Origin of the sequence: Aneurinibacillus danicus (assembly GCF_007991215.1) — a bacterium.
In the GTDB taxonomy this organism is placed as follows: Bacteria; Bacillota; Bacilli; order Aneurinibacillales; family Aneurinibacillaceae; genus Aneurinibacillus; species Aneurinibacillus danicus.
On the sequence record NZ_BJXX01000149.1, the window covers coordinates 18,810 to 39,459 of the forward strand.

At 48.0% G+C, this 20,650-nt stretch carries 16 protein-coding genes and 1 riboswitch; of the genes, 13 read left to right on the top strand and 3 right to left on the bottom strand.

Annotated features, from left to right (window positions below; all coding sequences use genetic code 11):
* Positions 1-38: 38 nt before the first annotated feature.
* Entirely contained in the window at positions 39-1,511 is a 1,473-nt protein-coding gene (gene pdxR, locus ADA01nite_RS15935) for a MocR-like pyridoxine biosynthesis transcription factor PdxR (RefSeq protein ID WP_146811264.1), read from the bottom strand.
* A gap of 307 nt (positions 1,512-1,818) precedes the next feature.
* A riboswitch (cyclic di-GMP riboswitch) is annotated at positions 1,819-1,904 on the top strand.
* Between the two features lie 173 nt (positions 1,905-2,077).
* Here pdxR and ADA01nite_RS15940 point away from each other — a divergent pair.
* From ADA01nite_RS15940 to ADA01nite_RS15955, 4 genes are all read left to right on the top strand, one after another.
* Positions 2,078-3,730 carry a pyridoxal phosphate-dependent decarboxylase family protein gene (locus ADA01nite_RS15940; protein ID WP_146811279.1) on the top strand — a complete coding sequence of 551 codons (1,653 nt, stop codon included), beginning with the start codon at positions 2,078-2,080 and terminating at the stop codon, positions 3,728-3,730.
* On the top strand, positions 3,723-5,405 hold the full coding sequence (locus ADA01nite_RS15945; protein WP_146811265.1) for a methyl-accepting chemotaxis protein: 1,683 nt from the start codon (positions 3,723-3,725) through the stop codon (positions 5,403-5,405). Before ADA01nite_RS15940 ends, ADA01nite_RS15945 begins: the two co-directional genes overlap by 8 nt.
* 248 nt (positions 5,406-5,653) lie before the next feature.
* The gene (locus ADA01nite_RS15950) at positions 5,654-7,021 is read left to right on the top strand and encodes an MATE family efflux transporter (protein WP_146811266.1); all 1,368 of its coding nucleotides are present in this window, start codon (positions 5,654-5,656) and stop codon (positions 7,019-7,021) included.
* Positions 7,022-7,210: 189 nt separating this feature from the next.
* Positions 7,211-7,429 carry a hypothetical protein gene (locus ADA01nite_RS15955; RefSeq protein ID WP_146811267.1) on the top strand — a complete coding sequence of 73 codons (219 nt, stop codon included), beginning with the start codon at positions 7,211-7,213 and terminating at the stop codon, positions 7,427-7,429.
* 199 nt (positions 7,430-7,628) lie between these two features.
* Here the strand turns inward: ADA01nite_RS15955 and ADA01nite_RS15960 are convergent, their stop codons facing one another.
* On the bottom strand, positions 7,629-8,387 hold the full coding sequence (locus tag ADA01nite_RS15960) for an SDR family NAD(P)-dependent oxidoreductase (protein WP_146811268.1): 759 nt from the start codon (positions 8,385-8,387) through the stop codon (positions 7,629-7,631).
* Positions 8,388-8,524: 137 nt separating this feature from the next.
* On the opposite strand from ADA01nite_RS15960, the gene ADA01nite_RS22170 reads away from it, so the two are divergent.
* The 6 genes from ADA01nite_RS22170 (at position 8,525) to addA (ending at position 18,778) form a co-directional block, all read left to right on the top strand.
* A complete protein-coding gene (locus tag ADA01nite_RS22170; RefSeq protein ID WP_170230326.1) occupies positions 8,525-8,686 on the top strand; it encodes a hypothetical protein in 162 nt (53 codons plus the stop codon).
* 140 nt (positions 8,687-8,826) lie between these two features.
* A complete protein-coding gene (locus ADA01nite_RS15965; RefSeq protein ID WP_146811269.1) occupies positions 8,827-9,384 on the top strand; it encodes an HXXEE domain-containing protein in 558 nt (185 codons plus the stop codon).
* A gap of 101 nt (positions 9,385-9,485) precedes the next feature.
* Positions 9,486-10,391 (top strand): cysteine hydrolase family protein, encoded by a 906-nt coding sequence (locus ADA01nite_RS15970; RefSeq protein ID WP_146811270.1) that lies wholly within the window; start codon positions 9,486-9,488, stop codon positions 10,389-10,391.
* Between the two features lie 227 nt (positions 10,392-10,618).
* Positions 10,619-11,329, top strand: a complete 711-nt coding sequence (locus ADA01nite_RS15975) for an NAD-dependent deacylase (protein ID WP_146811271.1) — start codon at positions 10,619-10,621, stop codon at positions 11,327-11,329.
* A gap of 64 nt (positions 11,330-11,393) precedes the next feature.
* Positions 11,394-14,942, top strand: a complete 3,549-nt coding sequence (gene addB / locus ADA01nite_RS15980; RefSeq protein ID WP_246147376.1) for a helicase-exonuclease AddAB subunit AddB — start codon at positions 11,394-11,396, stop codon at positions 14,940-14,942.
* Positions 14,939-18,778, top strand: coding sequence for a helicase-exonuclease AddAB subunit AddA (gene addA, locus ADA01nite_RS15985; protein WP_146811272.1), 3,840 nt, complete (start codon positions 14,939-14,941; stop codon positions 18,776-18,778). The genes addB and addA overlap by 4 nt, the downstream gene beginning before the upstream one ends.
* A 185-nt stretch (positions 18,779-18,963) precedes the next feature.
* On the opposite strand, the gene ADA01nite_RS15990 is transcribed toward addA, so the two are convergent.
* Complete coding sequence (locus ADA01nite_RS15990) at positions 18,964-19,551, bottom strand: 3D domain-containing protein (protein ID WP_146811273.1); 588 nt, start codon at positions 19,549-19,551, stop codon at positions 18,964-18,966.
* A 166-nt stretch (positions 19,552-19,717) separates the two neighbouring features.
* Here ADA01nite_RS15990 and ADA01nite_RS22175 point away from each other — a divergent pair, with 166 nt between their 5' ends.
* The 3 genes from ADA01nite_RS22175 (at position 19,718) to ADA01nite_RS16000 (ending at position 20,518) form a co-directional block, all read left to right on the top strand.
* Positions 19,718-19,891, top strand: coding sequence for a hypothetical protein (locus ADA01nite_RS22175; protein ID WP_170230327.1), 174 nt, complete (start codon positions 19,718-19,720; stop codon positions 19,889-19,891).
* A gap of 27 nt (positions 19,892-19,918) precedes the next feature.
* A complete protein-coding gene (locus ADA01nite_RS15995) occupies positions 19,919-20,167 on the top strand; it encodes a DNA alkylation repair protein (protein ID WP_146811274.1) in 249 nt (82 codons plus the stop codon).
* Positions 20,168-20,257: 90 nt separating this feature from the next.
* Positions 20,258-20,518, top strand: a complete 261-nt coding sequence (locus ADA01nite_RS16000) for a YqkE family protein (protein WP_146811275.1) — start codon at positions 20,258-20,260, stop codon at positions 20,516-20,518.
* The last annotated feature ends 132 nt before the right edge of the window (positions 20,519-20,650 follow it).

The window sequence follows — 20,650 nt, forward strand, 5'->3', positions numbered from 1 at the left end:
AAGGGAAGAGAAATGGAAAGTAGGGCTAACCCTCATTGTTATACAACGGGTGTTTTTCTGTAAGCCGTGGTCGTTTCGATAAACGATCTGGCCGCCCGGCATAGCTCCCGTACGCCTTCCTGCAGTTCCCGTTCATTCATATATGAGAAGCTGACCCGCAGAAAATGATGCTTGGATTCGATTGGATAGCACGCCGCGCCCGGCAGAAACGTAATCTGGTGGTTCCGCGCATAGATGAGAAAATCTTCCGTATCCACCTGCGGCGGCAGAGCCAGCCACAAATTCACTCCGCCCTGAGGCGTAATCCAGCTCACGCCGGACGGCATGAGTTCCGCAAACAAATCTGTCATCATATCTCGTCTTAGCTTAAGGGCGATGCGCAGTTTTTTGACATGATTGCGCATCCGCTCCGAGTTGAGCAGGGGAAGGATTGCTTTTTGTGTCAGCAGCGGACTGCCCAGATCGGTATTGCCTTTGGCAGCAACCAATCGATGGAAAATTGTGCCTGCTGCCGCCAGCACACCGATCCGGCAGCCGGGAGCGAGAATTTTGCTTAAGCCTTTCAGATAGATAACATGGCCAAGCGGGTCCATGCTTTTTAAAGACGGCGGCGGCTGTTTTTCGAAATAAATCTCGCTCCACGGATCGTCTTCAAGAATCAGGCATTGCATATCATGCGCAATATCAAGAAGTTGACGCCTCCGCTGTGTGCTCATTACCGTACCGGTCGGGCTATGGAACGTAGGCATCGTATAGATCAGTTTCGGTTTGTATTTCTCGCACAGCGCTCCCAGCATGTCTACCCGCATGCCCTGTTCATCCACAGGAACGGGTAGGATGGTAGCGCCGCGGGAACGAAACACATCGATTGCCGCAGGGTATGTAGGCGCTTCTGTCACCACAATATCTCCTGGTCCAATAAATGTGCGCGCAACCAAATCGATGCCTTGTTGAGTTCCGTTCGTAATCAGAATTTCCTCAGGCGCACACTCGATTTTCTTGCCACGCAAATACCCAGACAATGCTTGTCTTAGCGCCGCATCTCCCTGCACCTCTCCGTAAGTAGAAAGAATGCGCGGCTCCTGGGCTAAAATCCGCTGAATTTCCTGTTCCAGATAGCGATTCGGCAGAAGCCCCGGATCAATCGTAGAGGAGAAAAATTCAAAACGCGCGGAAATCTGATGGTAGCGGGAAAATTGCGCACGCGGCAAATAATCAGGTACGGAAAGCTGCCAGTCGAACGGAGATTCTCGCTTTACGAAGGATTTTTCTTCTTTTTTGCGGACGAATGTTCCTTTCCCTTGAATCCGAACGATAAATCCGTCTTCTTCTAAAGTGTTATATGCTTGAACCACGGTCATTAAGCTTACATTGATTTGCTTGGATAAACTCCGTACGGAAGGGAGGGGAGCACCATCTTCCAATAAATCAGATTGAATGCGGTCAACAATCGCCTGATAAATCTGCTTGGCCAGCGGAACGTGGAGATGTCGATTGATTTCTATTTGCATATCTGTGATCTCCTATAAGTGTTATAACTGTTCTATATACAATCATAATACATATAACAGTTGCCTGAGAAGTATCTATTGGGGAAATAAGATATAATTTCGCGGATTTTTTGCCAATCAAACGGTTGAATTGATTCTAAAATTTCCTTTCATCATAAATCAGAATACATTCAGTCAATTTTTATACTGTAAATCATTTTCAATATTTTTAAAAATACAGCAATGATGTTTATGGTTGAAATTGTTATATTTATTGGTAAAATATTTCTGATGAAAAGTTCCTAGTTATCTATATCTATATTCATATATTCGATAAAGGCAAACCTATTGAAAAATAGGGACGCAAAGCCATGGGTCTAAGGTTTCTAATAACTATGACAGCCGGTTGCCGAAGCCACAGCGCTTACTTCTATGTCTGTAAAACTAGCAGATTTTTTCATGCAGACTTTCATATATATAGAAGTGAACACAAAAAGCTTAGGACCCAGGCTATTCCGAATAGAGGATAGTCTTTTCTTTTTGCATAAAAACATAAAGAATAAAAGAATGGAGTGGACAGCATGAACATGGTAGAAGTGCAATCCTTATTTCCTAGTGAAGATGGAAACAAACAAAGACAACAAGAACTATTACAACTAATTGAAACATTGGTTAAGGAATTCGACGCACTAAAAGATCCAAACCTTTCTACACTCGGTCCAATGCGCGAAAGAACAGGGGAATTCTACAAAGAGATTATGGATTCCGCACAAGCGCCTCAACGTGGTACAAGTATGCAGGAAGTGTTACAGGAACTTCTTAAACTTGCGGAAGGACATCCATACCATACACGAAACTTTGTTACAAACGTCCTGCCAATGGCTAGTATTCCTGGCATTATCGGAGCGTTGCTAACGACATTGTTAAATGGCAACAATCTGTGGGATGTATACGGTCCGGCAGGAGCGGAAGCGGAAGTGAAAGTCATCGCGATGATGACGAAGCTTGTGGGCTACGATGTCAAACACTCGTGGGGCTATACGACATGGGGTGGACAAGGGGCTGTATTTTCCGGATTGCGCCTTGCTATCGCCAAGCAATTCCCGCGTGCCAAAGAAGAAGGAGTGCCGAATAACTTGTATTGCTTCGCTTCCGAAAACGCACACTACAGCCTGCTCAAATCGATGGAAGCAACTGGAATCGGCAGCAACCATTTAATTACGGTTAAAACTGACCCTACCACACATGCGATGGATGTAAAGGATTTGCGGGTAAAAATGGAGCGCGTAATCAAGGATGGCGGGATTCCGATTTATATTGTAGCTACGACAGGTGCCACCGATTCATTCGGTATTGATGATGTTCAGACAATCAAGCAAACAGCAGATGACGTGACAAAACAATATGGACTTTCTTCTGTTCATATCCATGCAGACTCTGCACTCGGCGGATTTTACTGCTTATTCAACCAGTATGATTTTGACCGCAATCCGCTGAATTTCGAAGCACCATTATGTGAGAAGCTACTGGAGATTCGTGAAAAAATGCGGCATTTGCATCTGGCGGATAGCCTGTGCTTTGATTTCCAAAAACTTGGCCAAACGCCGTACTTAACAAGCCTGTTTCTTGTAAAAAACGGAAAAGATATCGGATTGCTTGATTTGCATGAATTCGAAACACCGTATGTCGGCAACCGTGGATACGGCAGCTACCATACAAGTTATACACTTGAGTGCTCACGCATGGCAAGTTCCATTGCGATATATGCCGCATTGCTCGCGTTTGGAGTGGAGGGCTACCAGCAAATCCTGGCCAATTATGTACGCGTTAATATGGCATTCCGTGAAAAGCTTCTATCCGTCTTCCCGAATGTGGCGATTACGAACGAAAACAACCCAGGTCCGATTACGACGTTCCGCTTTTATCCAGGTCAGCCGGAATGGCAGGAAGAACAGGCAGGTCGTCTACCAAGCACACGCATCATAAACAACAACGAGTGGAACTATCCAATTTTCGAGCAACTGGGTAAACAGCGTGAACGCGTCTTTTTCGGTGACACGACAAGACAGTGCCTGATTGATGCGCAGGATTCCGCAGAACGGATTCCGGTTTACGCCGTCAAGTTTTTCTCTATTTCCCCGTATACAACGGTCGATACGCTTGATGACATCATATCTTTCCTGTTGGAACAGGTAACGCAAACGGAAGCACAGCGGAAGGTGGAAACAGTGCATGTTTAAGATAAGTCATTCGATTAGCAAAAAAATCACCGTTTCTTTTGCGCTATGTATCCTGGGCTTATCGATTATATTCAGCTTTATTTCGTACAAGATTTCAACGGGAATTGTGAATGAGTATGTGCTTCCTCAATTTGAAAGTACGCTTAAAACAAACATTCGAGTACTGGGGCGTATGATTGATAAAAACGTGGTCAATCAAGCAGACAGCGGCTCCGATAGTGCGTATAATACTCTGTTGACGTTTTTAAATGAACAAAAACAGCAAATGGGCGTAGAAAACGCATATGTGCTCGGTAAAAAAGATAAAACCTATATCGTAGCACTGAGCGAAGCAGCAGAACAACGTAATAACGACTATCCGTTTACAGAAGAAATGCTAAGAGCTTTCGACGGTACATCACAAGTAAGTGACATTTACAAGGATAGCTACGGAGTGCATAAATCCGCATTTATTCGGCTTAGTGGCACTAATACGATTCTCGGCATCGACATGGATGCAAAGTTTGTATCTGAACTTAACCGATATATTATTATTGTCAGCATGATTGCTACCCTGGTACTTATTGTGTTAGGTTGTGCTGTCGGTTATGTCGTTGCCCGCCGAATCTCAAAACCGATTCTGCTTTTGGCAGATCATACAAAAAAAGTAGCAGAAGGCGATTTACGCGAGGAAATTTCCGTGCCAGGCCAGGATGAAATCGGCATGCTTGCTGCAAGCTTCAATCAAATGCAACTGCAATTAAAAGATATGATGCAGAAGGTAGCAGCGACATCCAATCATATACTTACTTCATCCGAACAATTATCGAAAAGCTCGCAATTGACAAGCGAGATGATTCATCAAATGGTAGCCGCTACCCAGGAAATCGCATCTGGAAGCGAAACAATGGCGCAAGCCGCAGAGGAAAATGCGAAAGCAATGGAAGAAATCGCCTCCGGCATTCAACATATCACCGAATCGTCACTGGCCATTTCGGAAGAATCATTGGAAGCATCACAAGAAGCAAACGAAGGGAACCGCCGTATTCAACAGGCGATTGCACAGATGCGTTCCATTTCCAATTCGCTATCTCATTCTACGATGCTTGTTAGAAAAACGAATGAACGGACGAACGAAATTGGTCATGTTGTAGAATTGATAACAGATATTTCGAGTCAAATTAACTTGCTAGCTTTAAACGCCGCCATCGAAGCTGCCCGTGCAGGAGAATACGGCCGCGGATTTGCTGTGGTGGCTGATGAAGTACGTAAACTGGCTGAGCAGTCGGCAAATTCCGCAAGTGAAATTACAAGTTCACTGCAAGCGATTCGGGAAGACTCCATCAAATCAGTAGAAGCCATGAATCAAATGACCGGCGAAGTGCAGGCTGGTTCCGATATGGTATCTCAGGCGGGACAATCATTTGAAAGCATTCTCCATCTGATTCAAGATGTTTCTGAAAAAATTCAGATGATTTCCGCCGTCACCGAGGAAGTATCAGCAAACGCACAGCAAATCTCGGCAGCAGCCGAGGAAACGTCGCAAATTGCGAGCGAGTCTCTGGATCACACCCGGAAAATTGCCGCAAGTTCTCAGGAACAATTAGCTTCTATGGAAGAAAATGTGCGAACTGCACACGTTCTTCATGAGCAAGCAGACGAACTACAAAATATGTTAAACAAATTTAAAGTATAGTGGATGTCATAAAAGCCAGAATGCATATCTGATGTGTTCTGGCTTTTTTCTTGCCACGATTACTTCAAAAAACAAGACCCTGTTTTTATATGTAGAAACAAAGTTGGAGACGAAAAAGCCACATTCTTTTATTCGTCTCTTTTTCTTTATAGCCAAAATTAATGATTCACAATATTTACCTGATGTGATAAGGTAGCCATGATTATGATTATTTTTCGTAAGGATTTTTTAATAATAGGGGAAGAAACATGAGACAGACATATTCTTTAAAACAAAAAAACCGTCAGTTGCTGGAAATCTTATTGCCGATCCTTGTTACCCAGCTTACACTGTATGCGATGAATTTCTTTGATACCATTATGTCAGGGCATGCCAGTCCAAGCGATTTGGCTGGCGTGGCCATCGGTTCTAGCATCTGGATGCCTGTTTTTACAGGATTAAACGGAATTATGATGGCTGTAACCCCAATGATTGCACAGCTTTTAGGCGCAGAGAAAAAGGGGCAAATACCATTTACCGTTTTGCAGGGTGTCTATTTGTCACTCGTGCTTGCCGTACTTGTCATGGTTGGTGGCGGCCTGGTGCTTTCTCCTATTTTAAACGCAATGGATTTAGACACGACCGTACGCGATATTGCATACCGCTTTCTTCTCGCCATTGGAATCGGAATTGCTCCGCTTTTTATCTCCACGGTGCTTCGGTGTTTCATTGATGCCCTCGGCTACACAAAAGTGACCATGGGAATTACGCTCGTTTCTCTGCCATTGAACGTGATCCTGAATTACATACTGATTTACGGTAAATTTGGCTTCCCACAATTAGGTGGGGTAGGGGCAGGGTACGCATCGGCTGTGACATATTGGTGTATCGCACTGTTAAGTATATATGTTATCCACCGAGTACAACCGTTTTCGGGCTACCGGATATTCCGCCAGCTGTATCGCCCTTCGCTCGCGGCGTGGAAAGAACAACTGAAAATCGGGGTACCCATTGGCTTTTCTGTCTTCTTTGAAACGAGTATTTTCGCAGCGGTGACCCTCCTAATGAGCGAATTCAGTACGGCAACAATCGCTGCACACCAGGCGGCGCTCAACTTCGCATCGCTTTTGTATATGGTACCAATGAGCATTGCCATGGCGCTTACGATTGCAGTCGGATTCGAAGTAGGGGCACAGCGGTTCAAAGATGCAAAGCAGTATAGCTATCTTGGCATTGGCATGGCGGTAAGTATGGCATTGTTATGCGCATGCTTCTTATTCTTCTTTAGTGAACAGGTAGCAGCGTTATACACAACTGATACAACCGTGTTGCAACTAACCCGGCACTTCTTGATATACGCAATCTTCTTTCAGTTATCTGATGCTGTTGCTGCGCCGATTCAAGGGATATTACGCGGATACAAAAACGTCAATATCGTATTTATTATTGCGCTTGTGTCCTACTGGATTATTGGGTTGCCGATCGGATATATGACCGCTAACTATACATCGCTTGGCGCGTTCGGCTACTGGATTGGCCTAATTACGGGCCTGCTGTTTGGGGCTATCGGCCTTTCGGCGCGCTTGCTGCGTATACAGCGCCGTTTTGGGCAAGTGAACGAACAGCACTGTGCTTAACCGCGTGGGTATGTAAGAGTATTTGTCTTTTTATGGCTAATGCGATATAATTTAAATATTAAGAACATAATTTTCCATACGGTTTACCTGTATGGAAAAAATCTGGAAATTACCGGTATGCAACTCGACAACAGCTTTTCTCACATACTTTATAAATAAATGATTTAATTCGTGGACAGGGGGATGAGTATGGATAGCATTCAAGGCACATATCGAATCATCGACGGAAGCGGTAAATTGTCTCTCGAAAATAATGAGGTTGTTTCCCTTGTAGTGGGTAAAGCGCTTAAGATTAAGCATCCGGAGCACGGATGGCTGCAAGGCATCTACCAGGGCAGCGGCGAAGTCGTGCATCCGCATGGAACCTATCAATTAAGGGAAGGCGACGCCATACGCATTCTGAAGTAAATATACAATCAAGCTGTCCTCTACCAAAAGGGAGAGGACAATTTTTTTCTATGAAAATCATGAGAAAAGAAGGAGGAGAAGAAAGAAGATCCGGGGAAGAAAAAGGCCTTCGCCTTTTTCTATATTGAAATCATCCCTTCGTTCTTCCCTCTCTTTTCCTTCGTACCGTAAAAGTCAGTCACCCTTCCTCTGTCATCGGCTAGAAGTTGCTGCGGGATTGTCCGCCGTCCACATTGAGTGTGGCGCCGACCACCCAGGACGCTTTTTCCGACGCCAGAAACAGCGCCACATTGGCAATCTCTTCTACTGTTCCGAAACGGCCGGCCGGAATTTCGCTTTTTACAAACCGCTGAATTTTCTCGGGATTCTCTTTGAGCCGCTTCTGCCAATTGCCGGTTGGATGGAGAATCGCGCCGGGCGCAATGCCGTTGACTCGAATGCCGAACGGGATTACCTCGTTCGCCAGCGCTTTCGTAAAGCTAATCATGGCCGCTTTTGCTGCGTTGTAGGTCGGTTTGCCACCCGATTCCCGACCATAGATCGAGCTTATATTTATAATACATCCCGCTCCTTTTTCCTTCATAACGGAAACAGCCCGCTTGCTTAAATCAACCGCAGAATAGAAGTTGAGGTTCATCGCGGCTTCAAATAATTCGACATCCGTTTCCTGGATGGCTCCTCCATTGCTTCCGCCTACATTATTAACGAGAATGTCTATGGTACTATAATGCTCTATCACTTGCTCCATTACGGATTTCCGCGCTTTCGGATCTGTCAGGTCAGCAGGCAGTACAAGAGCGTCTTTTATTTCGGATGCTGCCTCTTTTAATTCTTTTTCACTCCGTGCCGTAATGGCGACTTTTGCGCCTTCCTTATGAAACGCTTCAGCGATCGCCCGACCGATTCCTTTGGAGCCACCGGTCACCAGCACGATTTTATCCCGTAAACCCAAATCCATCGTATCACGCCTTTCCTGTATCTTTTGCAGTGTTCGTTAGGATTCTCTTTCATCATACCATACGGTTCATATGCATAATCATATAAGACAAAACGGCATCGGTTACCGTATATACCTTTCGGCGGGGAGGAGTCGGTATGGCGATTTATTCGGGGGAGAAAATCCTGTTTGACATTCAGACGGACCAGGCGCTGGATGCACTGCTGGCGGCACAAGAAAAAGGAGATGCGCATGCGGCGGCGGAAGCGAAAAATGCGTTGGGGGAGCTGCAAAAGAAGCGGATCATTTTAGAACTGTAATATGGATAGATCAAAACTCGAAACTCGGCCTACTGTGCTGCTTTCGGGTTTTGTTTTTATTGACAAAACCTGATCGATTAACATATAACTAACTTAAAAGTTATATAACTTTTAAGTTAGTTATATGGAGGAGGATCGAAATGGTTGAATGGTTAAATCAATCCCTAGAAATTGGTACGGTAATCTGGTTGTTCCCTATTATTTTTATGCTGCATGATTTTGAAGAGATTTTCACTGTAGAGAGCTGGCTGAATAAGAATAAAGCGACGATGTACAATCTCCTCCCTGCCCGCCTGCAGTCGTTTCATGGTTTCTTTGAAAGACGGTTTCCCATCAAGACGGCCCAGTTTTCGGTTGCGGTCGCCTGGATTTTTCTATTGCTGTCGGCCATCACGCTGTTTACGGTGCAGTCGCTGCCGGATGGCGGGTCGTTCCTGGTGGTATATATTGCAGCGCTTCATATTTTATTTGTGAATGTGTTTACCCATGTAGGGCAGGCGATTCTGTACCGGGGTTATACGCCGGGTGTGATAACGGCTATCGCGCTTTTGTTTCCGTACAGCCTGTATACGTATTACCGTTTGCTGCTGGAGGGCTATATTGATTGGCAGGTTATCTGGACCGCTTTTCCGCTCAGCATAGTTTTACTGCTGCTCATTGTGCCGGGACTTATACTGGGACGAAAAGTGATTTCCTGACATAAAGCGCACGCTGGCCGCCGCGTTTTTTTTGAAAAAGAAGGGAATGGCGAGGGAAAAATGGAAAGTTATTTAGTAGCTGATGACTAGGAGGAGTGCTTATGAGAACCAGTTTTGAAGAGATTGTTGATCTAGGAGCCATTGGTGGCAAAAATACAAAAAAAATGAATGACTTATTAGCCCTCGCGAATTTAGAAGATCAAACTCCTTCCGATCTAGATGCCACAAGGGTATTGCTAATCGGGATTGACTTTCAAAATGATTTTATGGAGAATGGGGAGCTGGCAGTTCCAAATTCACATAAGGACATAGGTAATGTAACAAAGTTTATTTATAACAATTTAGAAAAGATCACAACCATCGCAGTTTCTCTCGACACTCATCAAATACATCAAATTTTTCATCCTAGTTGGTGGGTCGATGAAAATGGTAATCACCCAAATCCATTTACAATTATAACTGCTAGAGATGTTAAGATGGGAAAATGGGTTGCGGTTGAGAAACAAGAAGAGAGTCTAGAATATGTCCAAAATCTTGAAAAGCTAAGTAAAAAGCAATTGTGTATATGGCCGTATCATTGCATTGAAGGAACGATGGGAGCTGCCTTAGAAGGTCAATTTTCAAATATTGTTCATTTCCACTCGTTTGTCAGAAAATCAACAATAGAAAAAATAGTAAAAGGTAAAGACCCTTTAAGTGAAATGTACGGGATTATTAAACCGGAATATGATAGAACAGATTATTGTAATGTTGAATTTTTAGAAATGATAAAATCATATGACAAGATTATTATAGCAGGAGAAGCCAAGTCCCATTGTGTCCTGGAATCAGTTCGGCAAATTCTCGAATATTACGCAGACGAAAAGGATGTTACTTCAAGATTATACCTATTAGAAGATTGCATGAGTTCAATACCAGGATTCGAATCAGCAACAGAGGAAACATTTAGCAAGTTTAATAAGGAATATCAGGTAAATATCGTTAAATCAACTGAATTCTCGCTATAAGCTTAATCGTTTCAATAACTGTAAATTCATGTGGATTCATATTATAATAGAAGGGACACTGCAAGGAGGCGAGGTGCTTATTTTGAAAAATATTTCAAAACCACTCAAAGCCTTGCTGCAGACATGTGTGACAACGAGAAAGATAAAGCAGGAAGCCTTCTCGACCTTGAGCAAGGCTTTTTGTATGCTTATCGTAGTTCGGAGTAAGAAAAGGAGACGATGGAGAAATGCTGGAAAATTGGTTGAAAGAGTCAAAATACGCCGTCGTTTTTTCCGGAGCAGGAATGTCAACAGAAAGCGGAATCCCTGATTTCCGTTCCCAACAGGGAATCTGGCGCCATAAAGACCCGACCAAACTGGCCAGTACATTTGCCCTGATGCATAACCGGGAGGAGTTTACCGATTTCTATCGTGGACGAATTGACATGCTGACACGCTATCGTCCGCACGCCGGACACGAAATTCTGGCCAGATGGGAGAAGGAAGAACGCATCCAGTCTATCATCACGCAAAATGTGGATCGTTTCCACCAGCAGGCGGGCAGCAAGAATGTGGCCGAGTTGCATGGCACGATTAACCTGCTGCGCTGCCTGGATTGCGGGCGAGAGTATCCGGGCAAAAAATACCTAGAAACCGGAGGAGAAATATGCGCATGCGGAGGATTCTTAAGGCCCTGTGTGGTGCTGTTCGGTGAGGCTCTGCCGGAAGAAGCGCTGGACATGGCAGAGAGGGAAGCAATAAAAGCCGATTTGTTTATCGTGCTGGGCTCATCGCTTCAGGTTTCCCCGGCAAACTATTTTCCGCAGCTGGCCAAACGAAACGGAGCGAAGCTTGTCATTGTAAACATGGAGCCAACACCGCTTGATTCGATGGCTGATCTCGTTATACACGAACGGAAAATAGGAGAAGTACTGGCGGAGACAGATAAAAAATTGTAGTTTATGCGAACGAATGATCTGATATACAATAGAGAGAAATAATGGAAAAGGGGGTTGGAGAAACATGGCCCTTCGTATAGTTCTCGGCCGGGCCGGAAGCGGAAAGAGCGCATTATGCATCCGTGAAATTTGCGATCGTCTGCGGCAAAAACCGATGGGAAGTCCGCTGATCTACCTTGTTCCACAGCAGATGAGCTTCCAGGCAGAGTATAAATTAGCGGCCCAGTCCGGTCTTCCGGGTACAATGCGCGCCCAGGTATTCAGTTTTCGCCGCCTGGCATGGAAGATACTGCAGGAGACAGGAGGACTTGCCCGTGTACATATTGACAGCACCGGCATTCAAATGGTGCTCCGTCGTATTCTGGAGAAGCGCGGCAGCGAGTTGCGCGTGTTCGGCCGTGCCATGTCAAGGACCGGTTTTACCGAACAGCTCGAAGAGATGTACGGGGAACTGGTCCGCCACGGGATGACGGCGGAAGAGTTGCTGCGGCAGAGAGAGGCGCTGATCCGGAAAAGCGATGGGGAGACAAGCGGTTTTCTATCTGATAAGCTGCATGATATGCATGTAATCTACGATGAGTTAGAACGTTATCTAACGGACCGTTATCTGGATGCTGAACATTATTTGCCGCTGCTTGCGGAACGGCTGGGTAGATCCCGCTATATTCGCGGAGCGGAAATCTGGGTGGACGGGTTTGACCATTTCGTACCCCAGGAGCTGGCGGTCCTGCGCGCTTTGTGGGAGAATGCGGGCGATATGACAGTAACGCTGACGATGGACCGGCCGTATGAGAGGGAGGAAGAAGTAGACGAGCTGGATTTATTTTACACAGCTCAAGTTACATACCGAACCTTGACAGAGTTAGCAGAGACAAGCGGCGTGCGTGTGGAAACACCGATACAGCTTTCTTCCGAAGACCGTCCTGTGGCCCGTTTTGCACATAATCCGGCACTGGCCCATCTGGAAGCGCATTACGGCAATCGCCCTATCCGGCAATATCAGCACGAGACACAGACTGTTCGCATGGCGGCGGCCGCCCACCGGCGCGCCGAAGTGGAAGGGACGGCCCAGCGCATTCTGTCCCTTGTACGGGATCAAGGATACCGCTTTCGCGATATAGCGGTTCTCGTACGGAATATAAAAGAGTACGAACACCTATTTACGACCGTTTTCGAAGATTACGGAATTCCCGCATTTCTTGATGAGAAGCGGCCGATGCTGTACCACCCGTTGACCGAGTTTATCCGTTCGGCGCTGGAGGTCATTCGCTATAATTGGCGGTACGAAGCGATTTTTCGCTGTGTGAAAACGGAGCTGCTGCTTGCGCGGGAGGCGGATGAGACAGCGGAGGCTATGCGGCATCGAATTGATAGATTGGAGAACTATGTACTTGCGCACGGTATGGAAGGGTACCGCTGGACCGACATGAAGCGGGAATGGAAATACCGGACTTACCGCGGACTGGATGAGAATTCCGTAGAGACGGCCGCCGCCATGCGGCAGAGCGACGATGAGCTTATGCTGGAGAAAGAAATCAATGAGCTGCGTCAAAGAATCGTCGCCCCTCTTCTCGGGCTGGAGCAATCGCTGAAGAAAGCAAAGCAGGCACGCGGCCTTTGCGAAGCCCTGTACCTGTTTCTTATGAAGTTGAATGTGCCACAGCAATTGGAGAGGTGGAGCGAAGAGGCAAAAGACGACTCCCGCTTAGAACAGGCCCGCGAGCACGGACAAGTATGGCAGGCGGTCATCAATATGCTCGATCAAATCGTGGAAGTGATGGGCGACGAGCCAATGGATCTGAATACATTTGCGTCTATCCTCGAGGCGGGAATGGAGAGCCTGACATTTGCGCTTGTACCGCCGGCGCTCGATCAGGTGCTGGTCGGCAGCCTGGATCGTACCCGATTCGCAGGCGTAAAGTGCGCCTTTATTCTCGGCATCAACGACGGCGTCATTCCGGCGCGGCCCAAAGAAGACGGCATGCTGTCGGAAGAGGAGCGGGAGACGCTTCTGGCAAACGGCATGGCGCTTGGACCGGGAAGCCGGCGCAGATTGATGGAAGAAGAGCTTATGCTGTATCGGGCACTCACATCCGCTTCTGAACGGCTGTTTCTTAGCTATGCGCTCGCGGATGAAGAAGGGAAAGGCCTGCTGCCGTCGGGGGTTATGAAACGCATGAAGGACATGTTTCCAAAAGTAAAGGAAGAATTCATCACAATCGAAGCAGGCGAAGTAGCTGCCGAAGAAGAGCAGCTTGCCTTTCTGGCCAATCCGTCGCGCGCGCTTTCATACGTAAGCGTGCAGCTTCAGCAGTGGCGGAAAGGATATGGCATTGCTTCGATCTGGTGGGATGCGTACAACTGGCTTACGCGTGAATTTCCGGATCAGCAGGCGCGCATTACCCGCAGCCTTTTCTATCGAAATGAAGAGAAATCGTTAAGGGAAGAAACGAGCCGGGAGCTTTATGGTTCCAAAATCAGGGCGAGCGTTTCACGTATGGAGCGATTTCAAGCGTGTCCGTTCTCTCACTTTGCTTCACACGGACTAAAGCTACGCGAACGAGAGATGTACCGGCTGGAAGCGCCCGATATCGGGCAACTGTTCCATGCCGCGCTGAAAATGATAGGCGAGCATATGGAGAAGCATCAGATGGAATGGGGCGCCCTGGAGGCGGAACAGATGCGCAGGCTCGCCGCCGAACAGGTCGATGCGCTGACGCCGCTCCTGCAAAAAGAGATTCTTCTCAGCTCCAAACGCAATCATTATTTAACATATAAATTGAAGAACGTGGTCGGACGCGCCGCCGTTATGCTGGGCGAGCATGCGCGACGAAGCCGGTTTACGCCGCGGGCGCTTGAGCTTGCATTCGGTCCCGGCGCCGACCTTCCGCCGCTTATATTCGAGCTGCCAAACCAATGCACGATGGAGCTTATCGGACGCATTGACCGGGTTGACGGCGTGGAAGGGAAGCAGGGCCTTCTGCTGCGCATTATTGACTACAAATCCAGCGCCAAAGATCTGGCGATTGAAGATGTATACTTCGGCCTGTCTCTGCAGATGTTGACATACCTTGATGTGCTGATTTCCCAGGCGGAAGCGTACTTCGGACAGGCGGCGTTGCCGGCCGGCATTCTGTATTTTCATGTACACAATCCACTATTGCGTTCATTGATACCTTTATCCGGGGAGAAAATCGAGAGCGAAATCCGCAAACGGTTTAAGATGAAAGGGCTGCTGGTGGAAGATGAAGAGATTATCCGGTTGATGGATACGGAGCTTGGCACGGGATATTCGGATATTCTACCTGTTGCCCTGAAAAAAGACGGGGGATTCTACAGCACATCTAAAGTCATCTCCGCTGAGCGGCTTGATCAGCTGCGCAGCTATACGCGCAGCGTCATTAAAGAAATCGGGGTGCGCATTACGGAAGGCGATGTCTCTATCCATCCGTACCGCCATAAGAAGCGGACAGCCTGCGCATTCTGCTCCTATAAATCGGTCTGCCAGTTCGACCAGATGATAGAGCCGGGCGAATTCCGGGTGCTGCGTCAGGAAGAAAAAGAGGCGATGTGGCGGACAATTGCAGAGAAAGGAAAGGGGGAGAGGGGATGAGGACGCTGGAAAAACCGGTGGATAGCACATGGACGGACGAACAATGGGACGCGATTGCCTCACGCGGTTCGAATGTGTTGGTTGCCGCGGCGGCCGGCTCGGGAAAAACAGCCGTGCTCGTCGAACGCATTATCCGGCGGATTACCGATGAGCACCATCCGCTTAGTGTGGATAACCTGCTGGTGGTGACGTTTACGAATGCAGCGGCCGCCGAGATGCGGCATCGAATTGGCGCCGCGCTGGAGAAAGCAGCCGCCGCCCAGCCCTCCTCGTACCTGCGGCGCCAGTTGACACTTCTGAACCGGGCTTCAATTACGACGCTGCACTCGTTCTGTATGGAAGTGCTGCAGCGCTATTATTATCTGATCGGTATTGATCCGTCCTTTCGGATTGCTGACGGTATGGAAGCGCAGATGTTGCGCCAGGAAGCGATCGATCGGCTGTTTGAAGAAGAATATGAAAAAGACGGGAATAATCCGTTATTTTTCCGTCTTGTGGATAGCTATACGGATGACAGGGGGGACGAGGCGCTTCAATATCTGGTGCTGAAGCTGTATGACTTCGCCCGCAGTCATCCGTGGCCGGAACACTGGCTGGATGAGATGGCACGGATGTATAAGGTGGAAAATCTTGAAGCGTTTTATGAACTGCCATGGTTTACGCATCTGAAAAACGATGTGCGGCTGGAGTTGAACGGGGCGCTTGAACTGCTGCGCCGTGGGGCGGAAGTTGCACAGATGAACGGCGGACCGACGCCCTATCTCACTAACTTTCAAGAGGATACCGCGCTTATCGAAACGCTGCTTACGCAATGTGACGGAACATGGGATGCATTATATGAAACGTTCCAAAACGCGAAGTTCGGCAAATTAAAGCCGTGCAAGAAGAATGAAACTGACGAAGTGCTTGCAACCAGAGCAAAGCAACTGCGCGAGCGTGTAAAAAAAGTGGTGGAAACGCTGAAGGAAGAAATGTTTGCGGTTCCGCCCCGGGCTTATTTTGAATTTACCCGCGAGATGGCGCCGCTGATTGACAAGCTGATTGAGCTGGTGCGCCGCTTCGGTGAGCGGTATAGCGTGCTTAAGCAGGAAAAAGGCCTGGTCGATTTCTCCGATTTGGAGCATTACTGCTTGCGCATTCTGCTTCATGAAGATGCCACGCCGGATCGGCTGCTTCCTTCGGCCGCTGCACTGGAATACCGAACACAGTTCGGCGAAGTCCTGGTCGACGAGTACCAGGATACGAATGAAGTTCAGGAAACGATCGTCAGCCTCGTGACAAAAGACGGCGAGGCGAATGGCAATCTGTTCATGGTTGGAGACGTAAAGCAAAGTATTTACCGCTTCCGTCTGGCCGAACCGGGACTGTTTCTACACAAGTATAAAACCTTTACGACTGACGGAAAGGGCGGCGGTAAACGGATTGATCTGGCGAAAAACTTCCGCAGCCGCCGTGAGGTGATTGATGGTACGAACTTTATTTTCAAGCAGATTATGACTGAAACCGCCGGAGAAATTGAGTACGATGATGCTGCACAACTGGTGCTCGGTGCGCTGGACTATCCGGAAGAAGAAGGGGTCGATTCTTGCATCGAAGTGTTGCTTATCGATCGCAGCGAAGAAAAGGCGGGAGCGACAGAAGAAGAATCGGCTTACAACAGCGGAGATACAGATGAAAAGGATACGGATGCAGACGCACTGGCAGGGAGTGAGGCATCAATGGATGCGTCTGAGCTGGAAGCGGCCCGGCTGGAGGCACGGCTTATCGCCGGCAAAATCAAAGAGTTGGTCGGCGCAGCCGGTGTTCCACCGTATCTCGTATACGACAAAGCAAGCAAAACCATGCGGCCGGTACAGTATCGTGATATTGTCATCCTGCTTCGCTCGGCAAGTCAATGGGCACCGGTTATGGCCGAGGAACTCAAATGGCATGGCATTCCCTCGTACGCCGAGCTGTCCGACGGCTATTTTGCCGCAACGGAAATTGAAGTGATGACGTCGCTTCTCCATGTCATCGACAATCCGTTCCAGGATATTCCGCTCGCCGCCGTATTGCGCTCACCGTTGGTTCAGCTCAATGCGGAAGAGATGGCGCAAATCCGGCTGGCACTAAAAGACAAAACATATTATGAAGCAATGCTTGCCTATCTGGAGCAGAATGATGAGACGAGTTCCCCATTCTGGAAAAGGCTAAATGAGTTTCATGGTCAACTGCAAAAGTGGCGCACTGAGGCACGCCAGGGGGCGCTGTCCACACTGATCTGGAAGATTTACCGCGAGACGGGCTATTATGATTTTGCGGGCGGGTTACCGGGCGGCAAGCAACGTCAGGCCAATCTGCGCGCTTTGTACGACCGCGCCTGTCAGTACGAAGCCACATCGTTCCGCGGCCTGTTCCGTTTTCTGCGGTTTATCGAAAAAATGCAGGCACAGGGCGGGGACCTGGGGACGGCGCGCGCCCTAGGAGAGCAGGAAGACGTCGTGCGCATCATGACCATTCACAAAAGCAAAGGGTTGGAATTTCCGGTCGTGTTCGTCGCCGGACTTTCCAAGCAGCATAATTTCCAGGATTTGAACGGGAACTTCCTGTTACACAAAGAGCTTGGATTCGGCCCGAAATACGTCGACCTGGAACAGCGTGTCAGCTTCCCTACGCTGGCGCACACGGCTATGAAGCGGCGTATGCGTTTGGAGCAACTGGCAGAGGAGATGCGGGTGCTGTACGTGGCGCTGACCCGGGCACGCGAGAAACTGTTCCTGGTTGGCACGGTGAAGAATCTGGCCGCCTCCGTTGAGAAGTGGGCCCAGCATGCGTCCACGCCCGCGTGGACGTTGCCGGATTACGAACTGGTAAAGGGACGGACGTATTTAGATTGGATCGGCCCGGCACTACTGCGCCATAGGCACGCCGAATCGCTGTATGCATGGATTGGTGAAGCGGAGCGTGCCCCCGCATTTGTTCGTAATCATGAGTCCCGCTGGTCGGTATCATGTTTTTCTTCCTCTTCGCTTTTGATTACGCTTGAGGAAGAGAAGCAAACGCAGCGTGAGATGGAACGGGCGGTTGCCGAAGGCCGACCTGTTCCCGTTGCAGGTCCGTATCAGGAAACGGTCGAGTGCCAGCTTTCCTGGAGTTATGCGTACAAACCTGCGACTGAGCATTTATCAAAAATGTCCGTATCCGAGCTGAAACGACGGAGACAGGCGGCGATCCAGGCAGAAGAGCTGGGCGGACCGTTGTATTTACCCGATTTGTTCCGCAGCGAAGCAGCAGAACGCCCACAATTTTTGTCCGAAAAGAAGCTAAATGCGGCAGAACGTGGCGTTGCAATGCATACGGTCATGCAGCAGCTTCCGCTTGACAGAACGCTTACGGCGGAAGAGATTCGGGAAGAAGTCAACCGAATGGTAGAGCGGGAGCTGCTGACACCAATGGAAGCAGAAGCGGTTGATACGGCGCAGCTTGAGCAATTTTTCCATAGCGAAGCCGGCCATAGGGTCAGGGACGGCATTCGAATCTACCGTGAGATACCGTTCAATTTATCGCTTCCGGCCCGTGAAGTCTATCCGGATTGGGCAGAGCACAAGAAAGTGGTTCCACAGGAAGAAACCGTGCTTCTGCAAGGTGTCATCGACTGTTTAATCGAGCTAGAAGACGGATGGGAATTGCTTGACTACAAGACGGACAGCACGACTGACCTCACGGAGGCACTGCTTAAAGCACGATATAAGGAGCAGTTGGCAAGCTATGCCCGTGCTGTCGAAGAAATTACCGGACAGCCGGTTCTCAGGAAGATTTTGTATTTCTTCGATGGCGCAAAAACCCTATATTTGTAAGGTTTTCATACAATAAATGGTACACTTCGTTTTATAAAGAAACGATAACATTTCAGTAAAAATTTACTCATTGAATCAACAAAAATATCAGGTAATATTTTAAGTGTTCCTAAGTTAGGAAAGTATTTTTGCTGAATATGTTGTCACTGTTTTTGCGGGTACAGAACATTTCTGTGCCCGTTTTTTTATCGTCGTTTTCGCTTGCCATCGCCCCACTTGACAACATAGACATCGAGTGACTGCCTCCCGAATTGTCTTGCCTGCTTCGTGCTCGATACAAAGACATCAATCTTGTTTCCTTTGATTGCACCGCCCCGATCATGAACGGTTCGATAGCCAACCCCTTCAATATAAAGAACCGTACCGAACGGGATATGCCGCCCGGCGGCCACCGTGTAACCAACTTTTGTCCGGTGGCCGCTGGCCGTAATCCCGTAAAGGGGGTGACGCGAGGATTTCCCCGTCTCTGAAAGACCGTTTGTGTATGCGGAAATATTACCGCGGAACTTTTTCAGGTAGTGGACAGGTGGATTCTTGCCCGTAAACACCCCCCGCTCGTCCAGATTTTCACTATGTACGGCCGCAGCAAGCGGTGAACGTCTGGCACTGCTTTTCGGCAGTGCTTTCGTAAGGGCAGACGAAGTATATGTAAGGATTCTTGTTTCCTTTACACTTGCTGCCTTTGCTATGGTGTCCCCGTCTTTTGCGGGTCCAAACCATATCACCAGCACCAATCCCAACAAGAAACAGATGACGCGTAGAAGCTTGTTCATTTGATCTCCTTTCTCCCTATCAATCTAGCGAATGTTCGCCCACTTTTCTTCATTCATATGGGAAAGATACATCCGCTAGAACCTTTTTCTAATTACAGGAAAGCTGTGCATAAAAATCCTCGTTCGTCGCAAGCTAAAAAAAAGAAGAAGGGAAGGATAGAAGAACATGATGGGGCGGGAGGAGATCGAGAAGTTGATCGCCGATATTCAGCAGGAGCAAATCCAGGCCGCACTAAATGCCAGTAACCGGCCCGAAAGCAAAGAAGTATATAAAGAAATCGGCCGTGCTAGAGGGTTGGCCTATGCGGTTGGGTTGTTGAAGGAAAAACTGCGAAGATAATACTTCATACAAGGAGATGAAAGCATCATGCCAACACCGTATTTATGTCCTGCCTGCAAAAGCAACCGAACCCGGTTTGCAATTATCGACCAGGTTCCCCGCTATGTAAAAATGGACCCGCACAACGGGGAAGTGGTACAGGAGTACGAGCAGGAAACACTGGATGCGTTTCATATGCCGTATAAAGGAAGCGCACGCCGAATCCAGTGCGGCGCCTGTGGATTGACCGAAGATGAGCAGACGTTTATCGCCATGGCGAACAATTACAGAAGATAAGAAAGAGCGGGGCGGTTGATGAAATGTTTTCAATCGCCCCTTTTGATGGTATGATAAAAAAACCATATTCTTCAAGAAGGGGAGAGCGAGATGGCGAAACAGAAAAGAGAACGGAAACCGGCCCCATCCGGAGCACAGGCGAACGACCAGGGAGTCTCGCTGCGTGATCGCATTGATAAAGATGCATTGGAGAAGCTGAAAGAAGCTTCCCGTACGATGCGGGAAGCGGAAGAGAAGCGCAAAGCGGAAGAGCGAGAGAAAAGAATCGCGGAACAGAAAGTGAAAGAGAAAAATAAATCGTTCGAGGAGTTGCTTGCCGAAAGTAACCTGGACTGGAAGAAATTTAAGTAAAAACCACCCGGCTGTTCCATTGGAACGTCCGGGTATTTTTTAATGTATTTTCCCTCGTACCGCAAAAGTCAACCGTCCTTCCCATGATTTTCATGTCAGGGTTGCGGCTGAGATGCCATGGTGGTTTTATAA